The sequence below is a fragment of the Paenibacillus nicotianae genome (genome assembly GCF_042681745.1).
GTDB lineage: Bacteria > Bacillota > Bacilli > Paenibacillales > Paenibacillaceae > Saccharibacillus > Saccharibacillus nicotianae.
The window spans coordinates 1,665,576-1,684,775 of the sequence record NZ_JBHUGF010000010.1; the positions used below are offsets into that span (position 1 = coordinate 1,665,576).

The following is a 19,200-nucleotide window of genomic DNA, read 5'->3' on the forward strand; positions in this document are numbered from 1 at the left end:
ATTACATCACACCTCCGCGATGATAAGCGTTGAGACGTTTTTCTAACCATCCACTGCCTCGTTCGATCAATAACGTCAATCCCCAGAACAAAACAGCAGCAGCGATATACGCTTCAAAGTATTTCCAGTTGTTCGCAGCAACCACCAGCGCTTGAGCATTAATTTCAACAACAGAGATCGTATAAGCAAGTGTTGATCCATGTAACATCCCAATGACTGAATTTGATAAATTCGGTAGGCTGACTGCTAAAGCTTGTGGCAACACGATTCGGCGTAAAGCTTGCGGTGTCGTCATTCCAATGGAATGAGCCGCTTCGATCTGTCCGCGATCGACTGCAACAATGCCGGCTCTTACCACTTCAGACATATACGCTCCTGCGGTAATTGAAAAGGCAATAAAGACAAATCCAATCAGTGGAATTGATGCTGAAGTCAATGACCATCCTAAGTGAGCAGATAGACTATCGATCAGAATCGGTAAGCCAAAATAAATTAACAATAAATGCATCAACATCGGTGTACCGCGTATAAAAGTCACGTAAGCGGTAGAAAGCTGAGACAATCCAGGAATTCGATAAATGCGACATAATGCTACCCCCGTTCCTATCAATAGACCGCAGATCACAGAAACAAAAGTAATCATAAGCGTAGTCGGTAATGCTTTAAAAAGGCTTAGAAATGCTGTCCACATAAACGATGGATCAAGTGTCATCCACTTCTACCTCCTTTGCTAAGTGCAGATACAGGACGGCTCAACCATTTGCGTCGTATGACTGCTGAACTCTGTCTCACACTTGCTTCATGACGATGTAGACGACGTTCTAACCATAAAAACACTTGTTCCAAAATCATACTGATTACAAAGTAGATTAAAGATAAAGCAATATACGTCTCTACAAAATGTTGTGTTGCTGTTCCTAGTGTCTGTGATCTGCCTGTCATCTCCATTACACCTAACGTAAAAGCAAGCGAAGTGTCTTTCAGATTGCCGATCACCAGATTACCGAATAACGGAATACTGATTGCTAACGCCTGGGGCAAAATAATACGTGTAAACGTCTGATATCCACTCATTCCGATCGATTGTGCGGCTTCAATTTGTCCTTTATCGACTGCACTGACAGAAGCTCTTATCATTTCAGAGACAAAAGCTCCACTGTTCAGTGCATACGCCAGAATCACAAAGTACAACACCGCCACTCTAGAAATATCGATATTGATCCATTGCAGAATCGTCGGAAGTCCATAATAAATCAGGAATAATTGAATTAGAATCGGTGTCCCACGAAAAAACGATACATACACTTGCGAGATACGCTTGAGCACAGGCACATTATAGAGACGAGGTAAAGCAACAAGCATTCCGATCACAAGACCTAATAGAATCGAGCTACCTACAATGAGCAGTGTGATATTAAGATAAGCCAACAACTTGGGAATAAAATCAAACACATACGTGATATCGAATTTTCTGCTCATGTATTATGTGCTCCTTTCTACTGGCTCGTTGTCTTATTTGGTTACTTTGGCTTCTTCTAATGTTTTGGTGAAATCGTCACCTAACCATTGCTCACTTAATTTTTTGAGTGTTCCATCTGCTTTAATTTCAGTGATCGCTTGATCGATCTCGTCAGCAAGAGGTTGCTCGTCTTTGCGGAAAACGAAAAAGACATTGGATTGATTTAACGGTTCACCGACTGTTTTGAGTGCTACATTACCGTCAGCATCTGTATTGAAACGATTGGCAAAGTCTGTAGTAATCGTAGCATCTACCCGCCCTGATACGATTTGTTGTACAGTATCATTGGCTGCTCCACTACTATAGACAACATCTATACCGTTGTTATGTGTCTTGTTATATTCATTAAGTAGATAAGCCGCATTGCTTGTAGCTCCTGTCAGTACTTTTTTTCCAACCAGATCATCTAGCCCTTTGATCGTATTGTTATCTTTGGCAACCGCTACACGGTTAAGGAAAATGCTATAGGGTACTTTGTTAAATAGATATTTTTGTTCACGTTCAGGATTTGTCTCCATCTGGTGAGCAACAAAATCAATTTTGTTCGTTTCCAGGCTTAGTAATAGATTGGAGAATTCCATCGTTTTAAATTCAAATTCTACATCCGGTAAACGTTTATCAATCTCACGTACCAATTCAACATCATAGCCGGTAAGCTTACCGTTCTCATCAATAAAGCAGACATTGGGGAAAGCTGTTCCTGTACCGACGATGATCTTCTTTACACCGCCTGTAGAAGCTGTTGCATTATTGCTATCTGATGCAGAAGACGTTCCTCCTGCTGAACCTCCACTTGATTCGCTAACTGATGCGCACCCTGACAGTACCAGCATCAAAATAGCCACCCATAATGTTAGTACTGTTAGTCCTGTTTTTCTTCTCATTTTCTTCTTCCCCCTAATTCATATCAACTTAATCGGATTTAGCATGTGATAAATCTATCATCGTCCTTTCTCAGCGTCAATAACCTGGATAATAGGAAAGTTCTATCGGTGTATTGAACAAATCAATAGGTGTGGGGGAAACACATGTTAGAGGTAAGATGGTGCAATAAAATACAGCCGCTACGAGGGTAGATTCTTCTTGTCGTCGCTAGTAAAAGAATATCCCTTGAATTTACCGCTTTGCGGTGGGGATATTCTTTTAAAGGCGAGCGCTTCGCTCTTTCAGAATGAATCTTCCCTCTTCGCTTGTGCTTGGAGGGAAAATGATTGTAAATAATCATACTTAGGTGGTATATTTGTTTCCCTTGTGGGAAGGGTAACAGTAGAGATAAAAATAAGCTGGGCTTTAGGTTGAAAATGGTCTTTAGTTAGATAGATTGGTATTAAGTTTGGTATTGAATTTTAGTTTTGAAGTCTTATTGGATGTAATTTTGTGAGCTATTTGTTTACAATACATCTTTTAATACATTAGGTTGATGTAATAGGTTTGGGGCAATGGTCGATAAGATTTTTTGTAGACTTATAGGTATTGTTTGGGAGTAATGAATTGGCATGTTAGGTTTGAAAATAGGTTATTTTTTTACCTTATAGAACAAAATGTGTCTTGATTATTGGTTCTATTAGTTCTCTTAGTTTTCTTGATATCATTTTGTATTGATTTCTTCTATAGATCACTTTTTGTGAAATGACCTATAGGTTAACATTTGTATTTTAGTATGATTTGTTGTTCTTTTACTTATGATGGATTGTGGTTGTACTTCTTTTGATGTTCTGCATCTGTTATAGACGATGATAAGATGATCTGTTTGCTTTTATTCTACCCTGTTTCGTTAGATCGTTGAGTGAAGTAGCGATTGATCAGGTTGTTGGCTACGGAAGTAGTCGTTTTCGTGTAGCAATTCAGCCAGTGTGGTAGCGAATGTAGATGGTTGTTCTTTTAGTGTAATCAGGCTGGTTTGTAGAGAGATGCCTGTCACTTCTGGGATATAGATAGGGAACAATTCGCCACGCATGACTTCTTCATGTACACTCAGTCCGGGTAAAAAAGCGATTCCTGCTTTTTGTAAGACAAGTTTTTTGGCTGTTTCTGAATGATCAACATGGAAAGCGATATCAGGTGGAAATTCCAACGTCTCGAATACACGATGAATCCGAAGCCAATCTAATGATCCACATTCAAAGAAAATTAATGGTTGTTCTTGCAATGATGTAATCGTTGCTCGTCCTTTTTGCACAAAAGGATGGTCTTTATATACGTATAAGGAAATAGGATCTTCGTAAAAAGAAACAGTTCGAATCGCAGGATGCATGACTTTGCGGACAAATCCAATATCAATTTCTTTATTCATTAATTTATGCAACAGTTGATCAGTCGTTGAAGTGATCAGCTTAAAATTTGTTTGCGGGTATTTTTGTTTGAGTTTGGGAAGCAGTTCAGGAATAACATAATTAGAGACCGCTACAGTACAACCTATGGTCAGCTCCTGTGGTGTAACTTTAGCTGTCTGAATACGCTGTTTGCCTTTTTGTATTACTTGCAAGACTTGTTGTGCATATGGTAGAAATCTTCTTCCTTCTTCAGTTAATAAAATTTGCCGACCCAGACGTTCAAATAATTTGCAGCCAAGTTCTCTTTCTAATGTCTGGATACGTGCTGATACAGACGGTTGAGAAAGGAATAACACTTCTGCTGCTTTATTAAAACTGCCATAATGGTTGATATAGACAAATGCCTCTATATTTTCAATATTCATCATTCCATCCCCTTTCTTACTTTTCCCATTAACTAACTTGGTTTTATGTATCATATTCCCTGTTTTGACACTTGTCAACGGGGGAATATGCAATTTAAAATAACCCGCCACCCCTTATGATCACTGGGATCAGGAGCAACGGGCACTTCTTGGACTTATCACCATTTTGGGAAAATCGTTTATCTTTTGGCTATATCATATTTCAGAGTATTTTATAGAATTTAGACTTTTACTGTTTTGGTCTGATAGCGATTCTGTGGAATAGCTACTCCTAGATTTTCGCGTAATGTATCATACTCGTAATCTTGACGATAAATGCCTTTTGCTTGCAAAATCGGTACGACCAAATCAACAAAATCATGCAATCCGCTAGGAAGATCAGAGTGAATAATAAATCCATCAGATCCTTTTTGTTCAAACCATTCTTCGATTTGGTTAGCTATTTGCTCTGGTGTACCGATAAAATTTCCACGCGGCGTAGCTGCTTGTAATGCAACTTCACGTAATGTTAGACCACGCTCGCGTGCATCTTTTTTAATTTTGTCTGTTCCGCTACGGAAACTATTGCTTCCGATATCTTGTAAGTCTGGAAAAGGCTCATCTAGTGGATATTGTGAAAAGTCATGATGATCGAAAAAGCGTCCTAAAAAGTCGAGCGCTTTATCAATCGTTACCAGATCAGCAATTTCACGATATTTTTGCTCTGCTTCAGCTTCAGTTCTGCCAATAATAGGTGATATTCCTGGTAAAACTAATAACTCTTCTTCCTGACGTCCATACTGAACAGCACGTTTTTTTACATCTGTATAAAAAGCTTGAGCATCATGTAACGTCTCTTGTCCGGTAAAGATCGCATCTGCTGATTGTGCGGCTAGATTTTTGCCATCTTCTGACGATCCCGCTTGGAAAATCACAGGCTGTCCTTGCCGGGATCGTCCAATATTTAAAGGCCCTTGAACCGAAAAGTGTTTTCCTTGATGATGAAGTGTGTGCAATTTTTCTGGATCAAAAAATACACCAGATTCTTTATCTCTGACAAAAGCATCTTCTTCCCATGAATCCCATAACCCTTTGGTAACTTCCAAATACTCGGCTGCAATCTGATATCGTTCAGGATGAGAAGGATGATCACCCCGGCTATAATTTCGTGCTGATCCTTCTAACGGTGATGTGACAACATTCCAGCCTGCACGTCCTCCACTGATATGATCGATCGATGACAATTGACGTGCTACAGTAAATGGCTCGCTATAACTGGTGGATATCGTTCCTACCAACCCGATTCGTGAAGTAACGGCTGCAAGAGCAGACAATATCGTTACCGGCTCAAATCGATTCAAAAAGTGTGGCAATGACTTTTCATTAATAAACAATCCATCTGCAATAAATACCAGATCAAACTTGCCTTCTTCTGCTTTAAGCGTTTGCCGTTTGTAAAAGTCAAAGCTTACACTGGCATCACTTTGTACCTCAGGGTGTCGCCATGTGGACATACTTCCTCCAATTCCATGAATGATTGCCCCAAATTTCAATTGTCTTTTGTTAGTACTCATCATTGATCACTCCTTCTTGTTATCGTTAGGATCGTTTCTGTTTTATTTCGATATTTATAGTTAATCTTTCCTTATTCGTTAAAAGGTATACCTTACAACACTGTTACGGATCGTTGAGCGGATTCTGCTTCTTGAGCCAACAAATGAGCTAACCCTTCCAAATCCGTTTCTAAAAATGCAGTATATGTGCCATTACGACCTACTTCAACGACAGGCACATGCCGGATACCGTATTTGGCTTCAAGTACATCGCGTAGACCATCGTTACCTGCAACTTCTAGATTGATATAATGATGATGATTCACTTCTAGATAGTTTTTGATCTCCGCGCAGAAGTGGCATCCTGTTTTACTCCACAAAATAATATGTTGACCTTGATTTGCAGTCGTTTCTAACGTTGATGACATGTCTTTGTCCTCCTCTGAATGTAGGTGTAGAGATAATTTTATTGATATCTTATAATTCCGACCTATTAAGTTGGTTAAGATTATATAAAGTCTAGCACCCTGCTATCTACAGCGTCAATTGGTTACTATATCAATACATTCTATACATATATCAAAATCTTCTATCTTTGCTTTTAAAAGCTCTATCTTTCTGGCATAACCTCCACCTAGCGATTGATTTTTATCTTTACAAAACCGATCATTATGATGACGAAAAGCAAGTGCAATTGCGCTATAGTTAAATATGTTCTTCTATTAAGAACATGTTCTAGGCTATTATATTTAACTCTGAATTGTTAGTTAGGAACATGTTAAAATAGAAATGAGTATTTGATATGAAAGGAAGTATCGATTTGAAAAAATCACAGGATTTTTTAAATTACTTATTTTTATTTCGTTTATTACTGACAATGATTATTATTTATAATCTAGGCATTTATTATATGGATCATTCTTTTTTAGTATGGAGTCTATTTTTTGTAACGATGTGTTTTTATGTATTTATGCTCTGGTCTAATATCCGACTGTCGATTACTTATATTATTGTGTTTACTCTCTTTTTATTTTCGATGATCTGGCTGTCTGCTTATATTTCCAAAGAACCGCAAGATTATAATTCTGTTTTGTGGGCTTGGTTCGTGATTCTGAGCTTTATTTCAAGTAAGCAACAAAAAATGGCGACTGTTGTATTGATTATCGTAGGCATAGTGATGTTAATTTCTGGACTGGACAATGGCTATCCTTACAGTCTTATTATCGTGCTTGCAAGTATTTATTTTGGGATTCACAGTCTGAGCCGTTATATTGGTGTTCTCAAAATTAACAGCGAACAGCTCAAAGAACTGGAGCAGGTTCATATGGAGTTACAACGAACCTATGCAGAGTTGCAAGACAGCACTGTACAATCGATACGATATGCCGCACTAACGGAGCGCACGCGAATCGCAGGAGAGATTCATGATGGATTAGGTCATCATTTCACTTCCCTTATTGTGCAGATGCAAGCTTTGAAATGGATGATCAAACAAGATCCTGAACGTGCAGAATCGACTGTTGATCAATTGCTAGACGTATCCAGACAAGGACTTGCTGAAGTACGCAGTGTAGTTAAAGACTGGTCTGTACATGAAGGTGGTGTAGAAGGTCTTCAAGAGTTGGCGACTCAGATCACTCATCGCGCAGGGTTACAGTTAAGTTTTACCGGTCAGGGTACTTTTAGTATATGGGGTGAATTAATAGATAGTGTGTTATATCGTGTATTGCAAGAGTCGTTAACTAATATTATTCGCCATGCCGAAGCAAGTACTGTTGAGATTACGATTACCGAGACTTCTCAGCACGTTCAATTATCGATAGCTGATGATGGCAAGTATCGTAGAGATCAACCGTTACAATACGGATTCGGTATCCAAAATATGATTCGTCGTTGTGAAACGATACATGGTCAGTGTACATTTGCTGCTCGTCCACAAGGTGGGCTTTGGATCAAAGTGACATTGCCTCTCAATACTCACATGATAACTAAAAATTAAATGAATCAAGGAGAATCTCTATATGAGTTCAACAGAGCCTATACGTATTATGTTAGCAGATGATCAAGCTCTTATCCGTCAAGGGATTCGTTATGTACTTGATCTACAAGCAGATATGCAAGTCGTTGCTGAAGCCGCAACAGGTCAAGAAGCGATTCAATTAGCGTTGCAATATATTCCACATCTTATCCTTATGGATATCCAGATGCCTGAATTATCAGGTATTGATGCTACCCGTCGTATTCTATCTGTACATCCAGAAATCAAAATCATTTTACTGACTACCTTCGATGTTCAAGATTATGTAATTGATGGTATACGTGCAGGAGCTTCTGGTTATTTACTCAAAGATATTGATATGACTGAAATGATTGTAGGTATACGTTCCATTCTGGCAGGAGGTGCAATCTATAATAGTACAACTGCTGGAGGAGCACTGATTCAATTGTTAGGTGAAAGTGAGTCTGCGTATCCACCTAACTCTTCTTATATTCCTGCACCTGTGTTAGAGCCATTAACCGATCGTGAACTGGAAGTATTGCAAGCGATGGCGTATGGTAGACGTAATTTTGAGATTGCAGAAGAATTATATGTATCCGAAAGTACGATCAAAACCCATGTACACAATATTATTCAAAAATTAGGTGTCAAAGACCGGACACAAGCGGTTGTCACTGCAATACGTCAGCAATTGGTGAAATAGTAATATGTCTAGCAAGATTTTCGTATAGTAATAGTAGTGTTAGTATCTATTCATTAATAGATAGACAAAAAAAGTCAGTTTACTGAGAGAGAACATACTCAAAGTAAACTGACTTTTACTATATTAGGATTGATAAGATTTGCTTCTTTAACCTTTAACCGATCCTGCTGTCATGCCTGTCACAAAGAATCGTTGTAAGAAAACAAATAAAATAACCATCGGTACTGCTGTAATTACGACACCTGTTAATAACAAGGTGTAGTCGGTAACATACTCACCGCGGAACTGCATCAAAGCAAGTGGTAATGTTAATTTGTCTGTACTATTAATCAGCAACATCGGAATTAATAGATCATTCCAGACCATTACAAATAGAAATGCTGCGGTAGCTGCAAGCGAAGGCCCGGATAATGGCAAGACTAGACGCCAGTAAATTTTCCATTCACTTGCTCCATCGATACTGCCAGCTTCCATCATCTCTTTGCTTAACATTTCCATAAATCCTGTTAGTGTAAATACAGTCAAAGGCAATAATCCTGCTGCGGTCACAAGAACCAATGCTCCAAGATTATCAGACCAGCCGATTTGGCGTACTAATGAATACAGTGGCAACATACTAACCTGTGAAGGAATAATTAAGCCAGCTACAAAGTACACAAATGTATACCTTCCCATACGTCCACCGAGACGGATAATCGCATACGCAATCAGACTGCCTAAAAATAGATCAAGTGCTACCGTACTTAGTGTGACACGAGCACTATTCCAAAAATACTGCCACATCGGTTGAGCGTCAAAAATCGATACAAAATTTTGAATCGTCCACGGATTAGGCCAGCTTAATGGGTTAGCAAAAAATGCCTGACTTGTTTTGAACGAAGAAGTGATTACAAAGTATAACGGTGCTGCTACAAGCAGAGCATACAGCACCATAATGATACGTCCGATCCATTTCATCGCAGTTCACCATCCTGCTGCTTGTCTATTCGGTATACTATCATCCGTTAGCACCGCCTCTACGAAGAGCTTTGAATTGCGCTATCGTTAACAGTCCGAGCAGAACAAGGAAGATCATCGATCCTGCGGATGCTAGACCAAATGAATAATTCGAGAACGCAAGATGATAAATATACGTAGTCAGAATTTCGGTTGCATAGTTAGGCCCACCATCTGTCATAACAAAGATCAGATCAAACGCTTTGAATGATTGAATCGTTGTGTACGAGACAACAATCGTTGCAGATGGTGCAAGTAACGGCCAAGTGACTTTACGGAAAATCTGGAAACGTGTCGCTCCATCGATACGTGCTGCTTCCATTAACTCTTCTGGGATCGCATGCAGACCAGCAATAAACACAATCATCATCTGTCCGGCATGCGCCCATATTTGCACAAATGCTATCGCATAAAGCGCAATATTCGCATCTCCTGTCCAGCTAGCTGTAAATTGCTCCAGTCCGCCACTTGTTAATGCTGTATTTAATAATCCTAGAGAAGGATCATAAATAAACGACCAGATTAATCCTACAGACACCGAAGATAAGATCGCTGGAAAAAAGTACAATGCACGCAGAAATACACGAGTACGCGTATTTTTAGCAAGAATTAGTGCAAGAATCAAAGACACAATCGTCTGAATAATAACAACGGTCAACATAAACTTTACATTATTAAAAAATGCTTTGCGAAAAACAATACTATCAAAGCTATCTTTGTAATTCGATATCCCTACAAAATCATAAGAAGTCGATACGCCATCCCAATTGGTAAACGAATAAAATAAACCAGATACGGCTGGATAAACAAATAGCCCTGTATACAATAACAGTCCGGGTAGCATAAAGAACCAAAGTGTTTTGCGATTCATCATAAGTTCCTATTACCTTGCCCTTCAGCGCTCTATCACCTTAAAGCGCGTTTTCTTGCTTATACTTATACTTGTAATTTACTTCGTTTGTTGGTCTACAATCGCTTGTGCATCTTGTGCTGCTTGTTCAGGTGTTGCTCCACCTAATACTGATTGAATCGAGTTTGTTACCGCTTTTTGATTTTCAGAATTCAAAATAGTAAAGCGAGGTTGGAACAATGTCTTTTTATTTGCCCATTCACCAGCAATTTTCAATTCTGGACTATCATAAGTAATATCTTTTAATGTTACATTTTGTCCAGTTTCATTAGCATACTGACTAGCCATATCCGGTTGACTCAAAAATTCAAGGAATTTTTTAGCTTCTGCTGGATGTTTAGAGCGACTATTTACACCTAACATAAATGTACTGGTGTGTACCCCTTCATATTTAGCTTGATCTGCCGATACAGTAATAGGTGCTAATAATGCTTGTTTCAGTTCTGGATTCTGTTTTGCATTTTGTGCTAATTGATAAGAACCACTTGCTAACATCGCTGCTTTACCTTGAATAAATAAAGCACCTGCTGCTGCATCTTTCGTTCCTAGCGAATTATCCTGAAAATAACCATTATCATTTAACTCTTTAAATTGAGTAAGTGTTTTGACCCAGAACTCATCTGTTAATTTGGCTTGACCGGCTTCAACTTTGGTGAAAATATCTTCGCTTGGTTCGTTATTCATAACCATTGTATTCATTAACTGCCCTGGACCAATATCCGCTCCAGCAAAAGCAATCGGAATAATTCCGTTTTGTTTGAGTGTTGCACATAATTTCAAGAATCCTTCCCAATCGTTGGGAGGCGTTAAATTATATTTTTTGAAAATTTCAGTATTATAAATCGGTTGATTGTACACCAATTGATAAGGAACTGCCCATTGTTTTCCATCTTTTGCGCCTACATCAATTAAGTCAGCATTATAGTTTTTCAAAAAGGACTCATTGGTTAAATCTGTATATAGACCTGCTTTGGATAAAGCTGCGTATTGTGCACCTGGGAAAGAAGCAAATACATCGCCTACAGAACCATCTGTTAACTTCGCTTGCGCTGTAGATTGATATTGATCTGATGTTAAAGTCTGCATATCTACTTTGATCGTTGGATTTTTGGCTTCAAATTGATCAATAATTTTCTGGAAAGCTTGTGTATCTTCTCCACGCCAATGCAAAAAGCTGATTGTTACTTTTCCATCTGCCGAGCTATCAGAGCTATTTCCACAAGCAGATAGAACCACTGTCAGTAGTAAAGTCAGTGCTAAAACAAAAGAAGATTTCATTTTGATATTTTTCATTACGCGTCCTCCATCTGCTGTTAGAATCTATTGGTACATCAATAAAAATGATTATTGTTTTCAAAACCCATCATTTTAGTGGGAATACCATGATTTAGATCATAGCAATTTGATTGTAAACGAACAATGTCATTTTGTCGTGTATTATTTTGTCATTATGTAGTATATAATAAAGAAGTTATATTACATTTGGAAAGGATGAAAGTTCAATATGCTTCGTTCTATTGAAACAAATCGTGAAGTGGTTGAACGGTTTCTTATTTCTCCTTCCTTATTTTCGCAATCTGGAGGATTAAGAATTGCTCAAGCCGGTCGTTATTTTCTCAAAGCCCATAGTAGACGTTTATTTACAGGCATCGATAATTGCTTTTGGATCGCTAATCGACATGGCGGAGTGATTATTCATAAAGGTCAAAGCTATATTCTTGGCTTATATAATGTATGGTGTATTTCCCCTAACGAGCCTTTTGAATATATTAATAATATGGATGAAGATCTGGAAACGTATTATATTTGTTTTACCGGTCCTCAAGCCAGATTACTTATAGAGCAAAGTGGTATGCATCAAGGATATAGTGAAGTTAGTGCAGAGTTATTTGATCAATTACAAGCCAAATTTGAACAGATTCTCGCTACCAATGAAGACTCTAATCAGTTTAGTAGTGAATTGCGACGATTGGAATTGTTATATAGCATTTTTGCAGAATTATCTTCTGATCATTCTTCTCATGTGAATCATTATGTATCTGATGTGGTATCATCGACGACTTCATGGATGGAAGAAGCGATCGCTTATATTCATAGTCATTATGATCGCGGTATTACTGTGGCAGATGTAGCCAGTCAGGTAGGCGTACATCGTACTCATTTTAGTAAACAATTTCATCAGGTGCATCAGACTCCACCTGCTGAATATATCCGTAGTCTCAAAATGAGCAAAGCACGTCAATTACTGACCGAAACCAATTATTCTTTAGCTGAAATTGCTTACTCTGTCGGTTATCCTGATTTATTTTCATTCTCCAAAGCGTTCAAAAAACATTCAGGAATCACGCCTAAAAAGTATCGTACAGAACGATTTTAAGTAAAATGGCAACTGAATAACTTCTATATGTACTTACCCGTTATTATCAACAAAAAAACCTCCAGTCTTGGATAGACTGAAGGTTTTTTATTATACATTTTTTATTATGGTATAGATTGAGATGATGATCTAGATATTAAACTGTTGGTGCGAACATCACTTGTTCAAATAAGTTTTGTACACTTTCCAAAGCTTCCAATTCGTCTTTACCACGAGTAGTTAATTCGATTTCTGTTCCAGCAGGGATAATCATCAACATCATACCCAACAAGCTTTTTACATCAACTTCTCTACGGTTGTCAGGATTACCAAAAGAAATACGAATATCAGAAGCAAAGCGTGAAGCTTCGTTAGCGATTGCTGTTAAATGACCTCTGTCTAAGTTTTGTTCTGTTTTAAAAGTATTGATTCTCATTATAATAGTTCCTCTCGTGCACTGATCGATGCAGTGCTCTAGTTTATTTTTTGAATAATCATGTAATTTACATCATTTGCATACATAAAGCTTATGCGCGCATCTTTTTGCAAAAATATCCCCTCAAAATACCCCTACCGCATATATCGGCAGAGGCTTGAGTATTTAGTACAGCATGTTCAATATTTTATCGCTTATACTTCCAAGCGATTAACGAAAGATATTTTGCTCTGCAAAAATCACTTTTTACTGTACCCGTATAATCATCGCTTATAATGCCAAGCGATTAACGAAAGATATTTTGCTTTGCAAAAATCACTTTTTATTGAACCCGAAGAATCATCGCTTATAATGCCAAGCGATTTTATTGCAAGGTTAAATCTTTGTACCAGGTTAATTCGTCTCCCGCTTGATTGCGGAATGTTAATGTTAACTTGCCTTCTTCGCCAGCAATATGTCCGTCATAAATAAAGCCAAAATTGCGATGATCGCTACTTGCATAAAACCCGTTATTGCCTTCTTGACCATTCTTTACTGCTTCATCAAATGTAGCTGCTTCACTATAACCTGGTCCAGTCCAGTCTAAATTGCTTACAAGATATCCTTCAGGAAATTCATTTAAACGTACAAAAAATTGCCCTGGACCTTGTTGCACAATCGTAATATCGACTTGACCTTCATTTGCAGGTGTTAGTTCCGGGTTGGCAGCAGGAACACTTTCATTACCGGTATCTGTTGTTCCATTAGAACCTTCTGTACTGGACGATGTTCCGTCTGTACTGGTTGCTGAATCTGTACCTGTTGCAGGCTGGTCTGTACTTCCTTCTGTAGAAGGAGTAGCAGATTCGGTTGTTGATTGTTCTGTGGTTCCATTATCCGTAGATGACGGTTGTTGTGTACTATTGCCAGAACAAGCGCTGATGATCAAAAAAAGTAAAACAAGCGCTCCACCGAGTAACGATTTGGATAAGCGATTCATTGAGCAATCCTCCGCTCCAGATGCTGTTATTTCAATTGCAAACGGTGTGCCACATGCAGGGTTGGACCTACAAATTCGTTCAGACGGAATCCGTTAGCAATTGCTTGAGTAATGAAGTTTTTCGCGTCCGCATAAGCATCTTTGACCGACAATCCTTTGGCAAGTCCAGCGGTTACGGCTGCGGAAGTGGTACAACCTGCACCATGTGTAAATTCCGTTGCAATCGCATCAACTTCGAACCAGTCAAATGTTTTGCCATCATACAATAAATCCAATGCTTTGCCTTCTTTGATCTTACCGCGTGTTTTGATCAATACATGCTTCGCTCCACGCTCATAGATAATAGTTGCTGCTTGCTTCATTTGATCTTCTGTGGTGATAGGCCCTGTTTTAGCCAATTGAGAAGCTTCAAACAAGTTCGGAGTCACTAGATCTGCACCAGGAATCAAAAACTCTAACATCGCTTCTGTATTTTCCGGTTGAAGAACTTCATCTGTGCCTTTGCATACCATTACAGGATCAATAACTACGCGATCCATAGGATAACGATTCAGATGATGCGCTACCAGTTCAATAATGTCGACTGAACCTAACATACCTGTTTTTAAAGCATCAAACCCGATGCCATCTAACACTGTACGCAATTGCGCTTCCACCACATTCAGATCAATAGGGAATACTTGATGATCCCATGTTTTAGGGTCCATAGCAACAATCGTCGTAAGAACGGTCATTCCATATACGCCCAATTCCTGAAAAGTTTTTAAATCGGCTTGAATACCAGCTCCACCGCTTGTATCTGATCCGGCTATAGTTAACGTTTTAGGTATAGTCATCTTTGTATTTCTCCTTCACTACATAATAGTTTATTTTAACATAAGCTTACATGAGAATGAACCTTTTTCAATGAAATAAACTGAAAAATTTCATTATAGTACACAAATTATTCATGAATACTACTTTTGCTCCTCATAATATTTCGCCATTTCTACAATCATTGCACCCATTCGTTCATTTTCGGGTGCTACAATACGTGTGATGCCGGCTTGAGTTAATGCTTCTGATGTTACTTTGCCAACAGATACAGCCAATACGTTTTGATTCAGAGCAGATCGTAATTCATCTTCGTATCCGTATTGAGCAGCATTTTTGAATAAATAACGAACTTGAACGGCGGTGGTGAAGCAGATAGCATGAATTTGACCTTGCAGTATTTCTTGACGTAATTGCTGTAATGTCTCTACTTTAGGTTCAATATTCAAATAAGGTAACAATGTATGTACAGATGAAGCTCCTTTGGCTTCCAAAAACTGAACCAAATCTGGAGCAGGTTCACCATGCAGTTGTATCCATATTTGTTCTTTTGTAAAAGTTACCGATTCTAACTGATCTTCCAGACCTTTCATCGTACCATCGGAATCGCGAATATCAGGTGCTAATTCTTGAGTTTTGAGAAAATTATATGTTTTGTAGCCACGAATCGCAATTTTAGCTTGTTGCACTGTTTGAACAAATGAATCTTTGATCCCTAGACGATCGGCGGCATCGAATAATGCTTTGGCGCCTATCCCTGTTGTGAAAATAATCCATTCCGGTTGGTTTTGGATAAATAGGCGTAATTCTTGCTCTATTTCGTGCTCTTTAAATGTTGTTACTCCTTGTAAAGATCGAACAATCGCTGTTCCACCTTGTTTTTCGATCAATACCGACATTTCTTCTAATTTTCTAGAACCAGCAATAACAATCGTTTTTCCACTTAATGGTTTGGCTACTTTGTTCACAGTAATCCCCCCTCAGACATTCTGTTTCTACTATTATAAGATCTATCTCAACTTTCTATATCTTACAATGTTACTTGGTTTTTCGTAACCCCTTGTGTAGAAGTTGCTTTTGCTGAAGCTTGTACCCGGTGAATAACATACGAGATACACAAGAATCCTATTAATCCAACGATAGCGATTGTGATCGACATTCCATATGAAGGAATCCATACGCCCAAAGTGATCCCCAGAGCAGCTATTCCTCTAGCTCCTTGCGTACCCATTCCATTGACAGCCATATAGGAACTACGTGATTGATCATTGATAATTTGAGCTAATAGAGATTGCCGAATCGGCACATGAATTAATTCTCCTACAGTGGCTAACAACATCGCTCCAATCAGTATCCATAAGGTATTGCTAAATGCCATCACTGCAAAACCGGTAATATAGATCAAAACAGCTATATTCATCCAAGACATTTGACGTTTAGAGCGACGTATCACTCCAGCAAGAAATAGCGAAAGAAGTACAATGCCGGTTGTATTTTCGATCTGAATCATACTTAGAATTTTGATACCATTTAGTTCTAGTTGCCAATTATTCCAAATCCCTATCGTTTGTGGAACAAATTCTTTTTGCAGACGAACCCCTATATATTGAGTCAAATGAAATTCAGTAGATAACAATAACATATTACCAAGTACAAATATAATAAAAAGTCGATCTTTCCAGACTTGATGATAGTTGCGAATAATCAATTTTCCGCTAGAAAGGATATTCCATCGCTTGGTCTGTTGAGTATCAGCTTGCGGTACATAAGTTTCTGTAATTAAAAAGATTGTGATCAACCAGATCAGTAAGCCTGTAAGCGTCAATAGTCCAAATAGCTCCATCCGATGTGAACTGAACAACGCTCCACCAATTAATGCTCCGAATGTAATCGCAAGATTGATCGACCAATAATTGACGCTATACATGAGTGTGCGTGTCTGTGGTGTGCTGACATCGATTAACATTGCATCTGAAGCTGGTATAATCAGACCATTGCAAAGACTATGTACAATCATCATCGCAAAAGTAAACCATGCAGATTGCCAGTAAGGTGAATTAGCTAGCATCATACCTAGAAAAGCCAGACATTGCATCCCTTCCCCCCAGACCATTATCTTTTTGCGTCCCCAGCGATCAGCTAAATATCCACCATACAATCCTGCAACAAGTTGAACAAGTAAGCTGGAAAATAATAACACACCAGCAATCCCTTCACCCAAGTAGCCAGCAAAATAAATCGCCATAAAAGGAAAAATCATTGTTCCTGTTAATCTGGTTATAAATGTAGTCAAAATACGCAATTGAATTGTTCGATGTAATTGCAAAAATTCCATATTGATTTCCCCCTTTTCAGTCCTCTTATTATCATCTGAAGAAAGAGGAACAAAAAGAGTAAGATTAAATCAATCATTTCCCCTTTTATAGATCATAAGCTAAAATAGCTATAAGTAAGAGCTGTCAGAAAGGAGAGCAATATATGAAACATCAAGAGCATTACATAACGATTCTTTTGTCGTTAGACGATCCAGATATACATAGTACCCATATACTAACTATTGATCATTTAGCATCGCTTCTGCACTGCACAACTCGCAATGTGAAATGGATTATACGCAAGCTTCAAGAAGAAGGATATATTCACTGGCAAAGCGGGCGCGGACGTGGTCATCATTCTACGCTAACTATATTGCATACACTCGAACATGTATTAAGTCTCTATTTTGAACAACTGCTGGGGCAGGGTAAATTACAAGAAGCTGCGCAATGGTTGCAACATCCACAGTTGCCTCATCCTTATATTCAGCGACTTCAATATCGATTGGAACAGCAGTTTGGACTTCATATTGAACATCATGGTTCTCAGACACTGGATGTATTGCGGATTAATCAGAGTCGTATTTTGGAATCATTAGATCCAGCATTCGTATTTACAGCATTTGAATCTCATTTAATCGGTCAAATCTGTAGCTTATTGATTACTTATCAAGCAGAATCACAGACTTTTAAGCCTCAATTGGCTCATTTTTGGGAAAGCGATGATACAGATCGTTGTTGGACATTTTATTTACGCAAAGGTGTTCGATTTCATCATGGACGAATATTGACAGCGCAGGATGTGAAATATACATGGGAGCGCCTACGTGATTTGGATTCACCTGCTTTTTGGCAATTTACACATGTGGAATCCGTAGTCATTCATAACGATTATACAATCAGCTTTTATTTACAGCGTTCTGATCCTTTTTTCTTGAATTATATTAGTTCACTGTGTATGGCTATTCTTCCACATGATCATGATATTGCTAATAAAGGTCGGCAATTGATCGGAACAGGGGCTTTTCGTTTGACAGCTTCCAGTGAACATCATATTGTCCTTGATGCTTTTGATGCTTATTTTGAAGGAAGATCGTTGTTGGATCGTGTTGATATTTATTTTGTAACGGCTGATTATCAAGCAGATCGACGTTATCAGTTATTTCGTCAGAATAAAGCGACAGATTATACCGATCCTGCGCAGGTCAACTATAAAGTGATTGGATGTAATTTTATAATGTTCAACTTTTGCAAAGAAGGGATTCAACATGATCCCAAATTTCGGCAAGTGATTGATATGTTATTGGATCGTGTACTGTTAACAGAGCAGTGTTCTGATTATTGGCTCAAGCCTGCTTACAGTCTGTTTCCGTGGAAAAGTAAACAAACACATGCCACTACGTATTCATTAGAACAAGCACGTCAGCTTCTTCAACAAACTGAGTATCAAGGACAACCGTTGAATCTCAACTATCTGAATCGAGCAGAAAATCATGCCGTCTGCGTGTGGTTACAAGATCGTGCACGTTCTATAGGTCTGATCATCAATCTATGTCCGCGCGATTCATTTGCTTCTAAAGCAGTAATGCAACAAGCTGATTTATTTATGGGACAAGAAATGTTAGAGGAAAATATCGTCTGGGGATTGCTGAACTTTTTTAGTAACCGATCTACGTATGTACGGCAATTATTGAATCCAGCTCAATTGCAAGAATTAGATAACTTGCTGGTTCCTTTTATAGCTGAGCCTTTGCCTGATTATAGTAAGCATGTGGAAAAGATTGAGCAATTTCTACACACTTCATTTCTATTTATACCTATTTATCATTCTAATCAAAAGTTACTATTTGATCCTTCTTTTCAAGGACTGTATCCCGATGCCTTCGGATGGATCAATCTATCCAAATTATGGATCAAGCCGAGTATACAATCAAAAGACTGAAC

18 protein-coding genes are annotated in these 19,200 nt (G+C 38.4%); 4 read left to right on the forward strand and 14 right to left on the reverse strand.

The window, feature by feature from the left end; genetic code table 11:
* Position 1 precedes the first annotated feature (1 nt).
* The 6 genes from ACFSGI_RS11395 to ACFSGI_RS11420 form a co-directional block, all read right to left on the reverse strand.
* On the reverse strand, positions 2-712 hold the full coding sequence (locus tag ACFSGI_RS11395; protein WP_204824246.1) for an amino acid ABC transporter permease: 711 nt from the start codon (positions 710-712) through the stop codon (positions 2-4).
* Positions 709-1,479 carry an amino acid ABC transporter permease gene (locus tag ACFSGI_RS11400; RefSeq protein WP_204824247.1) on the reverse strand — a complete coding sequence of 257 codons (771 nt, stop codon included), beginning with the start codon at positions 1,477-1,479 and terminating at the stop codon, positions 709-711. The genes ACFSGI_RS11395 and ACFSGI_RS11400 overlap by 4 nt, the downstream gene beginning before the upstream one ends.
* A gap of 33 nt (positions 1,480-1,512) precedes the next feature.
* Positions 1,513-2,403: a transporter substrate-binding domain-containing protein gene (locus tag ACFSGI_RS11405; RefSeq protein ID WP_379283232.1), complete on the reverse strand. Its 891-nt coding sequence runs from the start codon at positions 2,401-2,403 to the stop codon at positions 1,513-1,515.
* An 890-nt stretch (positions 2,404-3,293) separates the two neighbouring features.
* Positions 3,294-4,217 carry a LysR family transcriptional regulator gene (locus ACFSGI_RS11410; protein ID WP_204824248.1) on the reverse strand — a complete coding sequence of 308 codons (924 nt, stop codon included), beginning with the start codon at positions 4,215-4,217 and terminating at the stop codon, positions 3,294-3,296.
* 221 nt (positions 4,218-4,438) lie between these two features.
* Positions 4,439-5,773 (reverse strand): LLM class flavin-dependent oxidoreductase, encoded by a 1,335-nt coding sequence (locus tag ACFSGI_RS11415; RefSeq protein ID WP_379283234.1) that lies wholly within the window; start codon positions 5,771-5,773, stop codon positions 4,439-4,441.
* 89 nt (positions 5,774-5,862) lie between these two features.
* Positions 5,863-6,177 (reverse strand): glutaredoxin family protein, encoded by a 315-nt coding sequence (locus ACFSGI_RS11420; protein ID WP_204824250.1) that lies wholly within the window; start codon positions 6,175-6,177, stop codon positions 5,863-5,865.
* Positions 6,178-6,569: 392 nt separating this feature from the next.
* Here ACFSGI_RS11420 and ACFSGI_RS11425 point away from each other — a divergent pair, with 392 nt between their 5' ends.
* Both ACFSGI_RS11425 and ACFSGI_RS11430 read left to right on the forward strand, forming a co-directional pair.
* The gene (locus ACFSGI_RS11425; protein ID WP_204824251.1) at positions 6,570-7,748 is read left to right on the forward strand and encodes a sensor histidine kinase; all 1,179 of its coding nucleotides are present in this window, start codon (positions 6,570-6,572) and stop codon (positions 7,746-7,748) included.
* Between the two features lie 22 nt (positions 7,749-7,770).
* On the forward strand, positions 7,771-8,451 hold the full coding sequence (locus ACFSGI_RS11430) for a response regulator (protein WP_204824252.1): 681 nt from the start codon (positions 7,771-7,773) through the stop codon (positions 8,449-8,451).
* 147 nt (positions 8,452-8,598) lie between these two features.
* On the opposite strand, the gene ACFSGI_RS11435 is transcribed toward ACFSGI_RS11430, so the two are convergent.
* From ACFSGI_RS11435 to ACFSGI_RS11445, 3 genes are all read right to left on the reverse strand, one after another.
* Complete coding sequence (locus ACFSGI_RS11435) at positions 8,599-9,408, reverse strand: carbohydrate ABC transporter permease (protein ID WP_204824253.1); 810 nt, start codon at positions 9,406-9,408, stop codon at positions 8,599-8,601.
* Positions 9,409-9,448: 40 nt separating this feature from the next.
* Complete coding sequence (locus ACFSGI_RS11440; protein ID WP_204824254.1) at positions 9,449-10,321, reverse strand: carbohydrate ABC transporter permease; 873 nt, start codon at positions 10,319-10,321, stop codon at positions 9,449-9,451.
* Between the two features lie 75 nt (positions 10,322-10,396).
* On the reverse strand, positions 10,397-11,650 hold the full coding sequence (locus ACFSGI_RS11445; protein ID WP_204824255.1) for an ABC transporter substrate-binding protein: 1,254 nt from the start codon (positions 11,648-11,650) through the stop codon (positions 10,397-10,399).
* 211 nt (positions 11,651-11,861) lie between these two features.
* Here ACFSGI_RS11445 and ACFSGI_RS11450 point away from each other — a divergent pair, with 211 nt between their 5' ends.
* Complete coding sequence (locus ACFSGI_RS11450) at positions 11,862-12,734, forward strand: AraC family transcriptional regulator (RefSeq protein WP_204824256.1); 873 nt, start codon at positions 11,862-11,864, stop codon at positions 12,732-12,734.
* A 136-nt stretch (positions 12,735-12,870) separates the two neighbouring features.
* On the opposite strand, the gene ACFSGI_RS11455 is transcribed toward ACFSGI_RS11450, so the two are convergent.
* The 5 genes from ACFSGI_RS11455 to ACFSGI_RS11475 all read right to left on the reverse strand — a co-directional run bounded on the left by ACFSGI_RS11455 (position 12,871) and on the right by ACFSGI_RS11475 (position 17,276).
* Positions 12,871-13,149 carry an HPr family phosphocarrier protein gene (locus ACFSGI_RS11455; RefSeq protein WP_204824257.1) on the reverse strand — a complete coding sequence of 93 codons (279 nt, stop codon included), beginning with the start codon at positions 13,147-13,149 and terminating at the stop codon, positions 12,871-12,873.
* 364 nt (positions 13,150-13,513) lie between these two features.
* Positions 13,514-14,128: a hypothetical protein gene (locus ACFSGI_RS11460; RefSeq protein ID WP_204824258.1), complete on the reverse strand. Its 615-nt coding sequence runs from the start codon at positions 14,126-14,128 to the stop codon at positions 13,514-13,516.
* Positions 14,129-14,154: 26 nt separating this feature from the next.
* Positions 14,155-14,964: a pyridoxine/pyridoxal/pyridoxamine kinase gene (gene pdxK / locus ACFSGI_RS11465; protein ID WP_204824259.1), complete on the reverse strand. Its 810-nt coding sequence runs from the start codon at positions 14,962-14,964 to the stop codon at positions 14,155-14,157.
* A gap of 120 nt (positions 14,965-15,084) precedes the next feature.
* Complete coding sequence (locus tag ACFSGI_RS11470) at positions 15,085-15,909, reverse strand: uroporphyrinogen-III synthase (RefSeq protein WP_204824260.1); 825 nt, start codon at positions 15,907-15,909, stop codon at positions 15,085-15,087.
* A 62-nt stretch (positions 15,910-15,971) separates the two neighbouring features.
* Positions 15,972-17,276, reverse strand: coding sequence for an MDR family MFS transporter (locus ACFSGI_RS11475; protein WP_204824261.1), 1,305 nt, complete (start codon positions 17,274-17,276; stop codon positions 15,972-15,974).
* Between the two features lie 143 nt (positions 17,277-17,419).
* On the opposite strand from ACFSGI_RS11475, the gene ACFSGI_RS11480 reads away from it, so the two are divergent.
* The gene (locus ACFSGI_RS11480) at positions 17,420-19,198 is read left to right on the forward strand and encodes an ABC transporter substrate-binding protein (RefSeq protein WP_204824262.1); all 1,779 of its coding nucleotides are present in this window, start codon (positions 17,420-17,422) and stop codon (positions 19,196-19,198) included.
* The last annotated feature ends 2 nt before the right edge of the window (positions 19,199-19,200 follow it).

Coding starts and splice junctions, on each gene's coding strand:
- ACFSGI_RS11395 (WP_204824246.1), bottom strand. CDS start 712: ATGACACTTGATCCATCGTTTATGTGGACAGCATTTCTAAGCCTTTTT.
- ACFSGI_RS11400 (WP_204824247.1), bottom strand. CDS start 1,479: ATGAGCAGAAAATTCGATATCACGTATGTGTTTGATTTTATTCCCAAG.
- ACFSGI_RS11405 (WP_379283232.1), bottom strand. CDS start 2,403: ATGAGAAGAAAAACAGGACTAACAGTACTAACATTATGGGTGGCTATT.
- ACFSGI_RS11410 (WP_204824248.1), bottom strand. CDS start 4,217: ATGAATATTGAAAATATAGAGGCATTTGTCTATATCAACCATTATGGC.
- ACFSGI_RS11415 (WP_379283234.1), bottom strand. CDS start 5,773: ATGATGAGTACTAACAAAAGACAATTGAAATTTGGGGCAATCATTCAT.
- ACFSGI_RS11420 (WP_204824250.1), bottom strand. CDS start 6,177: ATGTCATCAACGTTAGAAACGACTGCAAATCAAGGTCAACATATTATT.
- ACFSGI_RS11430 (WP_204824252.1), top strand. CDS start 7,771: ATGAGTTCAACAGAGCCTATACGTATTATGTTAGCAGATGATCAAGCT.
- ACFSGI_RS11435 (WP_204824253.1), bottom strand. CDS start 9,408: ATGAAATGGATCGGACGTATCATTATGGTGCTGTATGCTCTGCTTGTA.
- ACFSGI_RS11440 (WP_204824254.1), bottom strand. CDS start 10,321: ATGATGAATCGCAAAACACTTTGGTTCTTTATGCTACCCGGACTGTTA.
- ACFSGI_RS11445 (WP_204824255.1), bottom strand. CDS start 11,650: ATGAAAAATATCAAAATGAAATCTTCTTTTGTTTTAGCACTGACTTTA.
- ACFSGI_RS11450 (WP_204824256.1), top strand. CDS start 11,862: ATGCTTCGTTCTATTGAAACAAATCGTGAAGTGGTTGAACGGTTTCTT.
- ACFSGI_RS11455 (WP_204824257.1), bottom strand. CDS start 13,149: ATGAGAATCAATACTTTTAAAACAGAACAAAACTTAGACAGAGGTCAT.
- ACFSGI_RS11460 (WP_204824258.1), bottom strand. CDS start 14,128: ATGAATCGCTTATCCAAATCGTTACTCGGTGGAGCGCTTGTTTTACTT.
- pdxK (WP_204824259.1), bottom strand. CDS start 14,964: ATGACTATACCTAAAACGTTAACTATAGCCGGATCAGATACAAGCGGT.
- ACFSGI_RS11475 (WP_204824261.1), bottom strand. CDS start 17,276: ATGGAATTTTTGCAATTACATCGAACAATTCAATTGCGTATTTTGACT.
- ACFSGI_RS11480 (WP_204824262.1), top strand. CDS start 17,420: ATGAAACATCAAGAGCATTACATAACGATTCTTTTGTCGTTAGACGAT.